General features: G+C 50.9%; 16 protein-coding genes. 7 read left to right on the plus strand and 9 right to left on the minus strand.

Features of this window, described 5'->3' with window-relative positions; all coding sequences use genetic code 11:
- Positions 1 to 6 precede the first annotated feature (6 nt).
- From dnaQ to THS5294_RS09160, 4 genes are read right to left on the minus strand one after another with little or no spacing between them, the layout of a single operon-like run.
- Positions 7 to 687 carry a DNA polymerase III subunit epsilon gene (gene dnaQ, locus THS5294_RS09145; RefSeq protein ID WP_058123513.1) on the minus strand — a complete coding sequence of 227 codons (681 nt, stop codon included), beginning with the start codon at positions 685 to 687 and terminating at the stop codon, positions 7 to 9.
- A complete protein-coding gene (gene coaE, locus THS5294_RS09150) occupies positions 680 to 1,252 on the minus strand; it encodes a dephospho-CoA kinase (protein ID WP_058123514.1) in 573 nt (190 codons plus the stop codon). Before coaE ends, dnaQ begins: the two co-directional genes overlap by 8 nt.
- Positions 1,249 to 2,082: a shikimate dehydrogenase gene (locus THS5294_RS09155; protein ID WP_058123515.1), complete on the minus strand. Its 834-nt coding sequence runs from the start codon at positions 2,080 to 2,082 to the stop codon at positions 1,249 to 1,251. Before THS5294_RS09155 ends, coaE begins: the two co-directional genes overlap by 4 nt.
- The gene (locus THS5294_RS09160) at positions 2,079 to 2,678 is read right to left on the minus strand and encodes a Maf family protein (RefSeq protein WP_058123516.1); all 600 of its coding nucleotides are present in this window, start codon (positions 2,676 to 2,678) and stop codon (positions 2,079 to 2,081) included. The genes THS5294_RS09155 and THS5294_RS09160 overlap by 4 nt, the downstream gene beginning before the upstream one ends.
- A 405-nt stretch (positions 2,679 to 3,083) precedes the next feature.
- On the opposite strand from THS5294_RS09160, the gene hemJ reads away from it, so the two are divergent.
- The 7 genes from hemJ (at position 3,084) to THS5294_RS09195 (ending at position 10,411) form a co-directional block, all read left to right on the plus strand.
- The gene (gene hemJ / locus THS5294_RS09165) at positions 3,084 to 3,536 is read left to right on the plus strand and encodes a protoporphyrinogen oxidase HemJ (protein ID WP_058123517.1); all 453 of its coding nucleotides are present in this window, start codon (positions 3,084 to 3,086) and stop codon (positions 3,534 to 3,536) included.
- Positions 3,537 to 3,649: 113 nt separating this feature from the next.
- Positions 3,650 to 4,921, plus strand: a complete 1,272-nt coding sequence (gene rho, locus THS5294_RS09170; RefSeq protein WP_038007353.1) for a transcription termination factor Rho — start codon at positions 3,650 to 3,652, stop codon at positions 4,919 to 4,921.
- A gap of 27 nt (positions 4,922 to 4,948) precedes the next feature.
- Positions 4,949 to 6,223, plus strand: a complete 1,275-nt coding sequence (gene mnmE / locus THS5294_RS09175; protein WP_058123518.1) for a tRNA uridine-5-carboxymethylaminomethyl(34) synthesis GTPase MnmE — start codon at positions 4,949 to 4,951, stop codon at positions 6,221 to 6,223.
- An 11-nt stretch (positions 6,224 to 6,234) separates the two neighbouring features.
- On the plus strand, positions 6,235 to 8,097 hold the full coding sequence (mnmG, locus tag THS5294_RS09180; protein ID WP_058123589.1) for a tRNA uridine-5-carboxymethylaminomethyl(34) synthesis enzyme MnmG: 1,863 nt from the start codon (positions 6,235 to 6,237) through the stop codon (positions 8,095 to 8,097).
- Entirely contained in the window at positions 8,094 to 8,714 is a 621-nt protein-coding gene (gene rsmG, locus THS5294_RS09185; RefSeq protein ID WP_058123519.1) for a 16S rRNA (guanine(527)-N(7))-methyltransferase RsmG, read from the plus strand. Before mnmG ends, rsmG begins: the two co-directional genes overlap by 4 nt.
- The gene (locus THS5294_RS09190; RefSeq protein ID WP_038007345.1) at positions 8,704 to 9,486 is read left to right on the plus strand and encodes a ParA family protein; all 783 of its coding nucleotides are present in this window, start codon (positions 8,704 to 8,706) and stop codon (positions 9,484 to 9,486) included. The genes rsmG and THS5294_RS09190 overlap by 11 nt, the downstream gene beginning before the upstream one ends.
- 7 nt (positions 9,487 to 9,493) lie before the next feature.
- Positions 9,494 to 10,411, plus strand: coding sequence for a ParB/RepB/Spo0J family partition protein (locus tag THS5294_RS09195; RefSeq protein WP_058123520.1), 918 nt, complete (start codon positions 9,494 to 9,496; stop codon positions 10,409 to 10,411).
- On the opposite strand, the gene THS5294_RS18030 is transcribed toward THS5294_RS09195, so the two are convergent.
- The 5 genes from THS5294_RS18030 to rph are packed head-to-tail and all read right to left on the minus strand — an operon-like array spanning position 10,386 to position 13,600.
- Positions 10,386 to 10,739, minus strand: a complete 354-nt coding sequence (locus tag THS5294_RS18030) for a YbaN family protein (protein ID WP_072936782.1) — start codon at positions 10,737 to 10,739, stop codon at positions 10,386 to 10,388. The two genes, THS5294_RS09195 and THS5294_RS18030, sit on opposite strands and share 26 nt — an antisense overlap.
- A 2-nt stretch (positions 10,740 to 10,741) precedes the next feature.
- On the minus strand, positions 10,742 to 11,893 hold the full coding sequence (gene hemW, locus THS5294_RS09200) for a radical SAM family heme chaperone HemW (RefSeq protein WP_058123521.1): 1,152 nt from the start codon (positions 11,891 to 11,893) through the stop codon (positions 10,742 to 10,744).
- Positions 11,890 to 12,270 (minus strand): RidA family protein, encoded by a 381-nt coding sequence (locus THS5294_RS09205; protein WP_058123522.1) that lies wholly within the window; start codon positions 12,268 to 12,270, stop codon positions 11,890 to 11,892. The genes hemW and THS5294_RS09205 overlap by 4 nt, the downstream gene beginning before the upstream one ends.
- Positions 12,267 to 12,890, minus strand: coding sequence for an RdgB/HAM1 family non-canonical purine NTP pyrophosphatase (rdgB, locus tag THS5294_RS09210; RefSeq protein WP_058123523.1), 624 nt, complete (start codon positions 12,888 to 12,890; stop codon positions 12,267 to 12,269). Before rdgB ends, THS5294_RS09205 begins: the two co-directional genes overlap by 4 nt.
- Positions 12,887 to 13,600 (minus strand): ribonuclease PH, encoded by a 714-nt coding sequence (gene rph / locus THS5294_RS09215; protein ID WP_038007332.1) that lies wholly within the window; start codon positions 13,598 to 13,600, stop codon positions 12,887 to 12,889. Before rph ends, rdgB begins: the two co-directional genes overlap by 4 nt.
- Positions 13,601 to 13,621 lie beyond the last annotated feature (21 nt).

A 13,621-nucleotide genomic window follows, 5' to 3' on the forward strand; every position in this document is an offset into this window, starting at 1 on the left:
CGGCTGTTAGGCCAGCTTATACCACAATGCAGCGTCGCCCATTTTGCCCACAAAGGCGTCATGGGCGGCGCGTTCTTCTTCTGTGATCCGAGCAGCTAACCGGCGCGGACGCTTTCCAACGGTACGGGCTGCCTGAGTGCTGGTTCCGCTCGCTGTCGAAAGTCCAAAGTCGGGCTGCACCCCACCCGTCAACTCTAGATACACTTCAGCGAGAATTTCACTGTCCAACAAGGCGCCGTGTTTTTCACGTGCTGAGTTGTCGACCCCGAACCGGCGGCACAGTGCATCCAGCGATGCAGGTGAGCCAGGAAACTTGGTACGTGCAATCATCAGCGTATCAATTGCTTGATCCATCGGCAAAATGCGCCGTTTGCACCAACCCAGCTCGGCGTTCAAAAACTTCATATCAAAAGCCGCGTTGTGAATGACCATCTTTGCGTCGCCAACAAAGTCGAGAAACGCATCTGCGATGGCCTCAAACACAGGGAAGTCGCGCAGGAATTCTTCGCTAAGACCATGCACTTCGAAAGCGCCCTTAGGCATGTCACGCATGGGGTTAATGTATTGGTGGTACGTGCGGCCCGTTGGCAGCTGGTTCATCAGCTCTACTGCGCCGATTTCAACGATCCGGTCGCCTTCTTCCGGCGAAAACCCAGTTGTTTCGGTGTCTAGAACGATCTCACGCATGGGTCACCTCTGCTAAAATTCGGTCCACTTGTTCCTCGGCTGCGGCGAGGGTTGTGGTCTCAATCACATAATCCGCACGGGCTCGTTTTTCAGCATCAGGCATCTGTTTGGCACGGATAACCTCAAACTGAGCCTCTGTCATTGTGCCACGCTCTAACACACGCTGTTTTTGGACGCTGTCGGGCGCGGAAACGACAATGATTTTATCTATCCCGGCGTCTGAACCAACTTCAAACAACAGTGGAATATCAAGCACAACAACAGGTGCCGTGCTGTCGGTCAAAAAAGCGGCCCGATCTGCTGTAACAAGCGGATGAACTATCGCCTCAATACGCTTTAGATCATCAGCGTTCATCGCAACTGTGCGCAAAGCATCTCGGTCAACGCGACCGTCGCGGATTGCTTGCGGGAATGCAGCGCCAATCGGGCCAACCGCAGCGCCATCGTCATACAACCTATGAACGGTGCTATCTGCATCCCACACGGGCACTCCGCGTGCGCGAAACATGTTTGCGGTCGTGCTTTTGCCCATACCGATGCCGCCCGTGAGCCCCAGAACGATCATGAGGCTAGGACAGCCTTGCGCAAATCCATATCCACCTCAGGCGCAGTGCCAAACCAACGCTCAAATCCAGGCGCTGCTTGGTGTAATAGCATGCCTAGGCCATCGACTGTCCGGCAGCCTGCCGCCTTTGCTGTGCGCAGCAATTCTGTCTCTAACGGTGTATAGACGATGTCCGTCACAACGGTTTCAGGGCGCAAGCCATCCAAAGGAACACGTAGCGCCGATTTCCCCTGCATGCCCAATGATGTGGTGTTTACCAATAGGGACGCGTCATCCAAAACATTGCCCGCTTGAACCCAATCCACGACCTCAATTTTGGCGCCAAAGTGATCCTTGAGCGCATCCGATCGTGCCCGTGTCCGGTTGGTCACGCGGATCAAAGGCGCGCCTGCCTGACTGAGAGCTGCGATGATCGCCCGTGATGCGCCTCCCGCACCAAACACCACACATGGACCGGACTTAGCCGACCATTCTGGTACGTAATCTTGGATGTTTGCCAAAAAACCGACGCCATCCGTGTTATCCGCTTGGATACGGCCGTCAGCCGTAAACGTCAGGGTATTTGCAGCACCAATCAAAGCAGCACGGTCAGTCACGCTATCGGCAAGCTCAAGTACGGCTTCCTTGTGCGGTAGGGTGACGTTAACCCCTTGGAACCCCATCTTAGGAAGTGTTTCCAACACCGATTTCAGGTCGGACTGAGCAACCTCCATCGGGATGTAATGGCCCGATATGCCGTATCTTTTCAGCCAATGACCATGCAGATGCGGGGACCGGCTATGTGCAATCGGTTGACCAATAACACCTGCGAGTTTCACTTTATCCGTCATCCGTCGATTATCCCCCGTGTGGTTAGGTAGCCCAAAAGCGGCAACAAGGGCAAACCTAGAACCGTAAAGTAGTCCCCATCGACACGGTGAAACAGTCGCGCACCTTCTTCTTCGAGTTTGTAGGCCCCCACCGCTTCACAAATGCTGTCCCAATTGCGATCAACATAGTCAGCTAGATAAGCCTCAGATCGTTGAGCCATCGTTAGCTTTACCTCACCAACAAAACGCCAAACTGGCTGTCCATCTTCAACCAGGACGGCCGCTGACAGCAACTTATGCGTTTTTCCGCACATATCCTTAAGCTGAGAGAGGGCCTCTTCCGGTGTTTTGGGCTTGGAAAGAAGCTTGCGATCCACCTCAAGCACTTGGTCACAGCCTAGAACCATTCCTGCAACGCCTTTATCTGCCACGCGCCGCGCCTTCATCTCAGCCAATGTATCGGCAATGTCTCTTGGCTTTGCCTCTTCACTGAGAAGAGCAGCTGTTATCATTTGCTCATCAATGGCCGCCTTCATAACCTCTACGGGCACGCCCGCATTTTCGAGAAGTTGCTGACGAATCGTCGAACCAGAAGCCAAAATCAGTGGCTGAGACATGTGGAAAACCCTTTGCAAAAGCGGGCGCATAACCCGGTGGGCAGCGCCCGGCATAAGTACGGGATAACACTATCCGTGGGTAAGTTGGTACTTTGAAGGATATTTTCAAAGTGGCTATTCACAACCCCTAACAAGTTCTTAACGGCGGGATAAGATTTTTGCTCCCAAAAAACCGCCCAAAGTTGTCAGAATGGCTATCCACAAGACAAGGCCTTGAAAAACATGTGACTTTAGAGATTACCCAAGATCTTCTCCACACGTTAAGAAAAACTTACAGTACGAAAACTCTGCATGTGGACAGGTCTACTTATCCCCGTTTTCCCCAGTACAACCTACAACAACAATCTTCTTTCTTAATATTATTTATTAGTGTTAGGCAGACCGCGAACTGAGGGAAAAACCATAATGATCGACTTCTTAGCAGCAGCCTATCCGTGGACGAAGAGCTTACATGTGATCTCAGTTATCGCTTGGATGGCTGGATTGTTTTATCTTCCACGGCTTTTCGTTTATCATGTTGAAAAAGTTGGACAAAATGGTGAAACAACAGAGTTATTCCAAACAATGGAACGACGGTTATTAAAAGCGATCATGAATCCCGCAATGATCGCGTCTTGGGTGTTTGGGATCGCGTTGATCTCTACGCCAGGTGTTGTTGATTGGGCTGCTGCATGGCCCTATGCAAAGTTTGCAGCAATTATCGGGATGACATGGTTTCACATGTGGTGCGGAGCGCGACGCAAGGATTTGATGGTAGAGGGGGTTCAACGTTCTGGCCGCCACTACCGATTGATGAATGAAGTTCCGACAGTTCTGCTGATAGTAATCGTCATTTCTGTGATCGCTCGCCCGTTCTGATTGACTTTTCGGTGTCTAGACAATAATCGGCACCTGCGGAGGATCGTCCTGATCCAAGAACCGCTTCCCATTTCTACTATCAACCTCAGCCTTTTCAGGCTGCTGGAGTGCGTATGTCCGAAGAAAAACTGAATCTTTCCGATCTCAAAGCAAATTCACCTAAAGATTTGCTGAAGATGGCTGAAGAGCTTGAGATTGAAAACGCCTCCACGATGCGCAAGGGCGAGATGATGTTCTCGATCCTCAAAGAGCGGGCCGAAGATGGGTGGGAAATCTCTGGCGTAGGTGTTCTTGAGGTTCTGCAAGACGGCTTCGGGTTTCTTCGGTCACCCGAAGCAAACTACCTGTCGGGACCGGATGATATTTACGTTTCTCCTGACATGATCCGACAGTATTCACTGCGGACTGGCGACACTGTTGAGGGGGTTATTCAGGCTCCCGATGAGAATGAGCGGTATTTTGCGTTAACGTCTGTTGCGATCATTAACTTTGAGGACCCAGAGAAGGCGCGTCATAAGATCAGCTTTGACAACCTGACGCCGCTCTATCCTGATGATCGACTGAACATGGAGATCGAAGATCCAACGATTAAGGATCGTTCTGCGCGTATCATCGATCTTGTTGCTCCCATCGGTAAAGGTCAGCGGTCTTTGATCGTGGCACCGCCGCGTACTGGTAAAACTGTTCTTTTACAAAATATTGCCAAGTCGATCGAGACGAACCATCCAGAATGCTACCTTATGGTTTTGCTGATTGATGAACGTCCCGAAGAGGTGACGGACATGCAGCGTTCTGTGAAGGGCGAGGTCATTTCTTCGACGTTTGATGAGCCTGCAACACGCCACGTTGCTGTGTCGGAAATGGTCATTGAGAAAGCTAAACGTTTGGTTGAGCATAAGCGTGACGTCGTCATTCTGCTCGACTCGATCACCCGTCTAGGCCGCGCGTTTAACACTGTAGTTCCGTCGTCTGGTAAGGTTCTTACTGGTGGTGTAGATGCTAACGCACTTCAGCGTCCAAAGCGTTTCTTTGGTGCAGCTCGGAATATCGAAGAAGGCGGGTCGTTAACGATCATTGCAACTGCCTTGATCGACACAGGTTCGCGCATGGATGAAGTCATCTTTGAAGAGTTCAAAGGGACTGGTAACTCCGAGATCGTGCTCGACCGTAAGGTTGCGGATAAGCGCGTCTTCCCAGCGATGGACATCCTGAAGTCCGGCACACGTAAAGAGGAGTTGTTGGTCGACCAGAAAGACCTGCAAAAGACCTTTGTGTTGCGTCGAATTCTCAATCCTATGGGCACAACAGACGCTATCGAATTCCTGATTTCAAAGTTGAAACAGACCAAAACAAATTCCGAGTTCTTCGATTCCATGAACTCATAATTGTTTGGTCCGCTAGAGCGGGGCGTTATGGACACGATCTTTGCACTGGCGACGGCTCAAGGAAAAGCTGGGGTTGCGGTAATTCGGATTTCCGGCCCGCAGTCGTTTGAGTTGTCTACTATATTGTGTGGTGAACTTCCCTTAGATCGCAAGATGGGGGTGCGTTCTATTCGTGCAAGCGATGGAACACTTTTAGATCAGGCGCTCGTTCTGTTGTTTTCAGAAGGTCGAAGTTTTACCGGCGAGGCGACTGTTGAGCTGCAGCTACACGGTAGCGTTGCTGTTGTTCGTGCTGTTTTGGCGGCTATCTCTGATACAGGATTGGCGCGTGTGGCTGAGCCCGGCGAATTTACGCGTCGAGCCCTATTGAACGAACGTTTAGACTTAACGCAAGTCGAAGGGCTATCTGACCTTATTGAAGCAGAAACTGAAGTCCAGCGGCGCGAGGCGATGCGCAGTTTTGATGGTGCCCTGCGGGACATGATTGAAGGTTTGCGGGCAAACTTGATCCGAGCAGCAGCGTTGCTTGAAGCTACAATTGATTTTGCTGATGAGGAAGTACCTGAAAATGTGTATCCTGAGGTAGAGAACCTTCTTAAGGATGCGACTAAGACAATCTCGTCTGAAATATCTCGATCGGGTGCAGCTCAATCTGTTCGTAAGGGATTTGAGGTGGCAATCGTTGGGCCACCAAATGTTGGAAAATCTACACTTCTCAATACGTTAGCTGGTCGCGAAGCCGCGATTACATCCGAGATTGCAGGGACAACACGAGATATCGTTGAGGTTAGGATGGACATTCAAGGTCTACCTGTAACTTTTCTGGATACAGCAGGTGTTCGCGAGACGGATGATCCTATTGAGAAACTTGGCGTTGCTCGGGCTGTAGAGCGTGCACAAGCTGCTGAGCTGCGTGTTATTCTTTTGGAAAGGCCTGATGCTGATCCTATAATGCCACCTTGCAACGGTGATATCGTAGTTTCAACGAAGCATGATATTTACGGTGTTGGTATCTCTTCCCTCAATGGAACGGGACTCAATGAGCTTTTGTCAGAAATCTCTGATCGGCTGGGTGATTTAACGGCTGATATCGGTTTGATTAGTCGAGAGAGAGATCGAGTAGCCCTTAGTGAGAGTTACTCCAGGTTGTGCCTTGTGCAAGAAAACCTTCTACATATGCCGTCTGAGCTTCTGACGGCGGAGATTTACGGTGCAGTTCAATCGCTTGGTGCAGTGATCGGTCGCGTTGGAGTGGAAGATGTGTTAGATGAAATCTTTGCGAGCTTCTGTCTAGGAAAGTAGGAGTGTTTCACGTGAAACAATTGGACTTCGATGTTGTTGTCGTTGGCGGTGGACATGCTGGTGCAGATGCTGCGCATGCGTCTGCACGCATGGGAGCCAAGACAGCTTTGATCACAATGTCGCAAGCAGGCATTGGTGTAATGTCCTGCAATCCAGCAATCGGTGGTCTTGGCAAAGGGCACCTTGTTCGCGAGATTGATGCATTAGATGGATTGATGGGTCGGGCTGCTGATGCATCCGGTATCCAATTTCGGCTGTTAAATCGACGTAAAGGTCCAGCGGTGCAGGGTCCGCGTACGCAAGCTGATCGTGCGCGGTATCAACGGTTTATTCAGTCAGAGCTTCAAGCAGAGCCGAAACTCTCGATCGTAATTGGAGAGGTTGCTGACCTTCTTATAGTGGATGGTCGTACAGCGGGAGTTAAGCTTTCGGACAATAGTGAAATCCAAGCTGGTGCTGTGGTTTTAACAACTGGAACATTCTTGCGTGGTGTTATTCACATTGGTGACGTCTCACGCCCGGGCGGTCGTATGGGCGATGCGCCATCTCAAGCACTGGCGAAACGTTTGGATGACCTTGATCTTCCTCTAGGAAGGTTAAAAACAGGAACACCACCTCGATTGAATGGGAAGACGATCAATTGGACCGGGTTGGAGATGCAGCAGGCCGACACAGACCCAACGCTCTTTTCATTTTTGTCAGATAAAGCTGCTTGTCGTCAGATATCCTGTGGGATCACCCATACGAACGAGAGAACACACCAAATTATAGCAGATAATCTGTCACGCTCAGCAATGTATGGTGGACATATCGATGGAGTTGGTCCGCGGTACTGTCCTTCGATTGAAGACAAGATCGTTCGTTTTGCAGATAAGACATCCCACCAAATTTTCCTTGAACCAGAGGGACTTGACGACGATACTATCTATCCCAACGGAATTTCGACATCATTGCCTGTTGATGTGCAAGAGGCATATGTAAAGTCGATTTGTGGCTTGGAAAACGTGGAAATCTTGCAGCCAGGCTATGCAATTGAATACGACTATGTTGACCCTCGCGCGTTAAGGCCGACCTTGGAGTTAAAGGCGTTAAGCGGGCTCTTTTTAGCCGGTCAGATTAACGGGACGACCGGGTATGAAGAAGCTGCTGCACAGGGCATGGTTGCAGGACTGAATGCTGCGTGCCAAGTGATGCAGAAAGAGGAAGTGACCTTTAGTCGTTCTGCAAGCTATATCGGTGTAATGATTGATGATTTGGTTACACGGGGAGTATCCGAACCATACCGCATGTTTACGTCACGCGCAGAGTTTCGATTGTCCTTACGTGCAGATAACGCAGATCAGCGGCTGACACCGATTGGGATAGATCTGGGGTGCGTGAAAGAAGAGCGTCGCATCAAATTTGAAACGAAGAGAGAAAAGTTGGATCAACTTCGGTCTGAGCTTGGGGCGCTTAGTCTAACACCCAAGTCTGCGCGGACAGCAGGCTTAGACGTTAAGGAAGATGGAAAAAAACGTTCCGCATTTGAGCTGCTTTCTTTCCCAGATATAGATTTTAGCAGACTGCAGAAAATCTGGCCCGAATTGGATCCTGACGCAGAAATCAGCGAACAGATGGAGCGTGACGCCTTATATGCCAATTATATTGATCGTCAGGCACAAGATGTAGAGGCTTTGCGGCGCGACGAAGCTCAGAGTATACCACGAGACTTTTCGTACTCTGACATTGATGGGCTTTCAAACGAACTGAAATCTAAGTTGCAGCTTGTGACGCCAGAGACGCTGGGGCAGGCGGCTCGTATTGATGGAATGACACCTGCAGCACTTACATTGATCCTGTCTCACCTTAAACAGAGATTTAAGCGAACAGCATGAGTAAGGACGAATTTCAGCGACACTTGAGTGTTTCACGTGAAACAATTGACCGGCTAGATAAATACGAAGCCTTAATTACCAAGTGGAACCCCAGGATAAATCTTGTTGCAAGCAGTACGCTTGAGGACATCTGGGTACGTCACTTTCTAGATTCTGGGCAACTTGCATCTTTTGCGCCAAATAGCGGTGTGTGGCTGGACTTGGGTTCTGGTGGGGGCTTTCCCGCACTGGTGATAGCATCCATGCTTTCTGATACGCACCCTGACGTTTCATTTACTTTGGTAGAAAGCGACAGCCGTAAGGCTGTCTTCCTAAGGACGGTCATTCGTGAGCTTGAGCTCAATGCTAAAGTCTTAAGTGAGAGAATTGAAAAAATACCTACTCAACACGCAAGCGTGCTATCAGCGCGCGCGCTAGATACTTTGGAGAAGCTTGTAGGCTATGCAGAAATCCATCTAAATCAAGATGGTACAGCGTTTTTCCCAAAAGGTAGCTCTCATAAAAATGAGCTTGAGGAGGCACGTGAAACTTGGTTTTTTGACGTTAGGACCATCCCCAGTATAACGGACCCAACTGCGGCAATCTTCGCCATAAAGGACATTCAGCGTGCCAAATGATGGACCAGTTATTCTTTCCGTTGCTAACCAAAAAGGTGGCGTCGGAAAAACGACAACGTCGATAAATCTTGGTGCAGCTCTTGCAGCTCGGGGGCAAAGCGTTCTAATTGTTGATCTTGACCCACAGGGCAATGCATCGACCGGATTGGGCGTTGCACTAGATGATCGCATTGTAACCACCTACGACTTGTTGATTGAGGAAGCAAAGCTACAAGATGTAGCTCAAATCACGGATTTTCCGAACCTTGTAATTGCTCCTGCAACGACGGATCTTAGCTCTGTTGATATTGAGTTAGGGAAGTCAGAAGGACGCATACTACGGCTTAAAAATGCTTTCTCTGGCGCAGCGATTGAGGCATTTGACTATGTGATTATTGACTGCCCACCGTCCCTTAACCTTCTGACATTAAATGCTTTTGTTGCATCCACGGCTGTTCTGGTGCCACTACAAACTGAGTTTTTTGCATTAGAAGGCTTGAGCCAACTCTTGTTAACTGTCCGTGATGTTCGCGATGGAGCTAATCCTGCACTGCGCATCGACGGTGTAGTGCTTACGATGTACGATAAGCGAAATAATTTGTGTATTCAGGTCGAAAATGATGCCCGTGAAAACCTAGGTGATTTGGTGTATCGTACTGTAATTCCAAGAAATGTGCGCTTGAGTGAAGCGCCAAGCTTTGCACAACCAGTTTTGAATTATGATCCAAATTCGCGGGGTGCGATTGCGTATAAATCGCTAGCGTCTGAAATGCTAAAGCGGCACGAAGGGTAGGAGACCGATGGCTGAAAAAAGAGATCGACGCGGCTTGGGTCGTGGTTTGTCCGCCTTAATGGCAGACGTGAACGTCGAAGCCGCAACGCCTTCACAGGTGGAAGGACGCAAAGGGTTCGAAACGGTTGCGATTGAACGTATCTATGCTAATCCTGATCAGCCCCGCCGCCAGTTCACAGAAAATGACCTCACCGACCTAACGAATTCGGTGCGAGAGAAGGGCGTTATCCAGCCACTTATCGTTCGGCCACTACCTGGCGATCCAACATCCTATCAAATTGTAGCGGGCGAACGCCGTTGGCGTGCCGCTCAAGCTGCTCAGCTGCACGAACTACCTGTCGTTGTTCGCAATTTTGACGATATCGAGGTTCTCGAAGTCGCCATCATTGAAAACATTCAACGGGCTGACTTGAATGCGATTGAAGAAGCCGCAGGTTATCGTCAGCTCATGGAGAAGTTTGGGCATACGCAGGAAAAGCTTGCAACGGCACTTGGCAAAAGTCGCAGCCACATCGCAAATTCTATGCGCCTTCTCTCACTCCCTGACGCTATCCAGGATGTGCTGAGTTCCGGAGAAATTACAGCTGGCCATGGCCGCGCGCTGTTAACTGCGGACAATCCAACGGAATTGTTGCGCGCGATCTTAACTAAGAAATTATCGGTACGTGAAACCGAAAAACTGGCTAAGGCAAAGCCTGCTGGTTCTGCGAAATCCGCGCCACGCAAAGCTAGGTCCGCAACGCAAAAGGATGCGGATACAAAAGCGTTAGAGGATGATTTATCCGCAAATCTTGGGATGAATGTTGATATCGACCACGTCGTGGATAGTGAGATGGGTTCAATAACAATCTCATATAAGTCATTGGATCAATTGGACGAGCTATGCCGTCTTTTGACGATTATGCCTCCGGCCGAGACCAGATAAAATAGGATACTCCGACCAGAGTGGTCATTTGTACCAAGACTATGATCAGCGAAATTTGCCAATAAAGCGCGACCCCTAGGGATGCTGCAATCATTGCTGTTGATGTAATTTTTGCTGATCTAGAAATTGAACCCGACTTGCGCCAATTGTGAATGGATGGCCCAAGTGTTGGGTGCGCGAGCAGCCATCCATGCAACTGATCAGACGACCTTGAAAAGCAAAAGGCTGCGAGCAATAGGAATGGGACCGTCGGCAACAATGGAAGCGGTATGCCGAGGATACCCAGGCCGAGTGAAACCAAACCGCCAATGATCCAAATGATGCGCATACTTACTCAGCAATGAGGTTCCGAAGAAGGCCGTTAAGAACCGGCCTGCCTTGAGAAGTGGCGCGCAAACGGGTTTCGTCAATCTCTATAAGCCCAAGCTGAACTAAGTCTTGTGCCGCATTCTGCGCGAGCTTGCCGCCCAAATTTTTATATCGGATAAGATCTGTGCCCTCGCTCAATCGAAGGGACATCATGAGGTATTCAAGAGCCTGCTCAGAAGAGGGCACCGCGTCACGCAGCGTTTCTCCGCTTCCTTTTTTCTCAACGTTAAGGAGCCAGCCAAGCGGGCTCAACTCAGTTTCTGTTGCGAATTTTTGACTATTTAGCGTCAGACGCCCATGGGCACCGGGACCAATGCCAATGTAGTCACCGCCACGCCAATAGATCAGGTTGTGCCGCGATTGGGCATCTTCGCGTGCGTGATTAGAGACTTCGTAACTGCCAAGTCCTGCATCAGCAGTGATTTCTTGGGTAAGCAGGTACATATCGGCGGACGTGTCATCATCCGGCAGACCCTTCAGGCCGCCAGCAGCGTGCCGCGCTCCAAACGCCGTGCCATCTTCGATCGTAAGCTGATAAAGCGAAAGGTGGTCAATTGCCATGTTCAACGCTTCTGTCAGCTCTGCCTTCCAATCTTGAAGCGTTTGATTTTGCCGCGCATAAATTAGGTCGAAAGAGACCCTATCAAACAGGTTTCTTGCTGTATCAAAGGCAGCTCTTGCATCCTTAACTGAGTGCATGCGGCCAAGTCGACGCAAGTCGGTATCATTCAACGCCTGAATTCCCATCGATATCCGGTTAACCCCGGCATCACGATACCCGGCAAAGCGTCCAGCCTCGACCGACGTCGGATTGGCTTCTAGCGAGATTTCAGGATCATTCACCATTGGCCAGTTTTGGCGGATACGCTCGATAATTGCGTTCACCAGCGACGGATCCATCAAAGATGGCGTACCGCCACCAAAGAAAACAGTCTCTAACACACGGTTTTTCGTCTCTGCAGCAGCGCGGTCCAGCTCACTTAAATATGCAGCCTGCCAGCGGGCTTGATCAATATTGGCAGAAACATGGGAGTTGAAATCGCAATACGGGCATTTTGCCTGACAAAACGGCCAATGCAGGTACAGCCCAAAACCGCCAAGTGTTTGGGTCATCCCTGAAAGGCCGTAACTTCGATTTCGTACAACATCTCTGGTGTCATTAGATCGGCGATCACCATCGTTGCAGCAGGTCGGATGGTGCCCAAATGTTCACTCAGGACTGGCTTGAGTTCGTCAACCAAAGCACGGTCTGTGACGTAGTGTGTGACGCGCACGATGTCGGCTCGTGTGAACCCGGCGTCGTTCAAAACGGAATCAATGGTCACAAAACACTGCCGCGCCTGTGCCGCAATAGTGTCCGGCAATGTCATGGTGGTGTAATCAAACCCCGTGACCCCTGCCATAAAGCACCAATCGCCTTGAACAACCGCGCGGGAATAGCCCACTTCAGCCTCAAACGGCGACCCGCTGGAGATTAACCGTCTGGTCATGATTTTGTGCCGCGCCCTGCAAAAAGCGCCTGAAGCTTCTTAAACGCGTCCGCACGGTGGCTGATCTGGTTTTTTTCCCAGCGATCCATCTCACCGAATGTTTCCGAATACCCGTCAGGCTGAAAAATTGGATCGTACCCGTGGCCTTGATCACCGCGCATTGGCCAGACAATCTGCCCCGGCATCACACCCGGAAAGACTTCGTCGTGACCGTCGGGCCATGCAAGTACGAGTGTGCAATTGAATTGCGCAGTCCGCGGATAGGGGGCATTCGCGGACTCCAGCTCGGTCCACGCGCGGGTCATTCCGATCACGAAATCGCGTCCCTGCGGGGTTTCCGTCCAATCGGCAGTATAAACGCCGGGCGCGCCACCAAGACCATCGATGGTTAACCCACTGTCATCTGCTAACGCGGGCAAACCGGTGGCGCGGGCTGCGGCGTGTGCTTTGATCCGCGCGTTACCAACAAACGTGGTCTCGGTTTCATCTGGCTCTGGCAGATTATGATCGGCGTTTGATGTGCATTTGATGCCATAGGGCGCCAAGAGGGCCGCAATTTCCTCAAGCTTGCCCGTATTGTGTGTGGCAATCAGAAGTGCGTCCCCCTCGAACTGCCTCATGACGTGGCGATCTTTTGTGCTGTGACCAGATCGGCAACGCCTTGCTCCGCCAGCGCCATCAACTCTGCGAATTGCGTCTTGGAGAATGTTGCGCCCTCGGCTGAGGCTTGGATTTCGATCAAACCGCTGTCGCCGGTCATCACAAAGTTCCCATCCGTTCCGGCCTGGGAATCCTCGGCGTAGTCAAGGTCCAGCACGCTTTGCCCGGCATATACGCCACAGGAAACGGCCGCGACGTGATCCGTAATTGGGTCGGTTACAATGTCGCCGGCCTTCATCAGCTTGTTCACCGCAAGGCGAAGGGCCACCCAACCACCTGTGATCGCTGCACAGCGCGTGCCGCCATCCGCTTGGATAACATCGCAATCAACAGTGATTTGCCGCTCACCCAATGCGTTGCGATCAACACCGGCCCGCAGGGACCGCCCGATCAAGCGTTGAATTTCTTGTGTGCGACCGGATTGTTTGCCCGATGCAGCTTCGCGGCGCATCCGCGTATTGGTCGCGCGGGGCAGCATACCGTATTCAGCCGTCACCCAGCCGAGACCTGTGTTGCGCAAAAAGGGTGGCACGCGCTCTTCTAGCGAGGCCGTGCACAGCACATGGGTATCGCCAACCTTGATAAGACAGCAGCCCTCGGCGTGTTTTGTGAAACCGACTTCGATCTCAATAGGGCGCATTTGGTTCAGTTCGCGGCCGGATGGGCGCATGGGGATATCCTTTCGTGTGCG

Origin of the sequence: Thalassobacter stenotrophicus, assembly GCF_001458315.1 — a bacterium.
GTDB lineage: Bacteria > Pseudomonadota > Alphaproteobacteria > Rhodobacterales > Rhodobacteraceae > Thalassobacter > Thalassobacter stenotrophicus.

What these genes read in the sequence shown, in the direction of transcription:
- hemW (WP_058123521.1), bottom strand. Translation starts at nt 11,893, where the DNA reads ATGACCCAAACACTTGGCGGTTTTGGGCTGTACCTGCATTGGCCGTTT.
- rsmG (WP_058123519.1), top strand. Translation starts at nt 8,094, where the DNA reads ATGAGTAAGGACGAATTTCAGCGACACTTGAGTGTTTCACGTGAAACA.
- coaE (WP_058123514.1), bottom strand. Translation starts at nt 1,252, where the DNA reads ATGATCGTTCTGGGGCTCACGGGCGGCATCGGTATGGGCAAAAGCACG.
- rph (WP_038007332.1), bottom strand. Translation starts at nt 13,600, where the DNA reads ATGCGCCCATCCGGCCGCGAACTGAACCAAATGCGCCCTATTGAGATC.
- rho (WP_038007353.1), top strand. Translation starts at nt 3,650, where the DNA reads ATGTCCGAAGAAAAACTGAATCTTTCCGATCTCAAAGCAAATTCACCT.
- THS5294_RS09160 (WP_058123516.1), bottom strand. Translation starts at nt 2,678, where the DNA reads ATGTCTCAGCCACTGATTTTGGCTTCTGGTTCGACGATTCGTCAGCAA.
- THS5294_RS09205 (WP_058123522.1), bottom strand. Translation starts at nt 12,270, where the DNA reads ATGACCAGACGGTTAATCTCCAGCGGGTCGCCGTTTGAGGCTGAAGTG.
- rdgB (WP_058123523.1), bottom strand. Translation starts at nt 12,890, where the DNA reads ATGAGGCAGTTCGAGGGGGACGCACTTCTGATTGCCACACACAATACG.
- dnaQ (WP_058123513.1), bottom strand. Translation starts at nt 687, where the DNA reads ATGCGTGAGATCGTTCTAGACACCGAAACAACTGGGTTTTCGCCGGAA.
- THS5294_RS18030 (WP_072936782.1), bottom strand. Translation starts at nt 10,739, where the DNA reads ATGCGCATCATTTGGATCATTGGCGGTTTGGTTTCACTCGGCCTGGGT.
- THS5294_RS09195 (WP_058123520.1), top strand. Translation starts at nt 9,494, where the DNA reads ATGGCTGAAAAAAGAGATCGACGCGGCTTGGGTCGTGGTTTGTCCGCC.
- hemJ (WP_058123517.1), top strand. Translation starts at nt 3,084, where the DNA reads ATGATCGACTTCTTAGCAGCAGCCTATCCGTGGACGAAGAGCTTACAT.
- THS5294_RS09155 (WP_058123515.1), bottom strand. Translation starts at nt 2,082, where the DNA reads ATGACGGATAAAGTGAAACTCGCAGGTGTTATTGGTCAACCGATTGCA.
- mnmE (WP_058123518.1), top strand. Translation starts at nt 4,949, where the DNA reads ATGGACACGATCTTTGCACTGGCGACGGCTCAAGGAAAAGCTGGGGTT.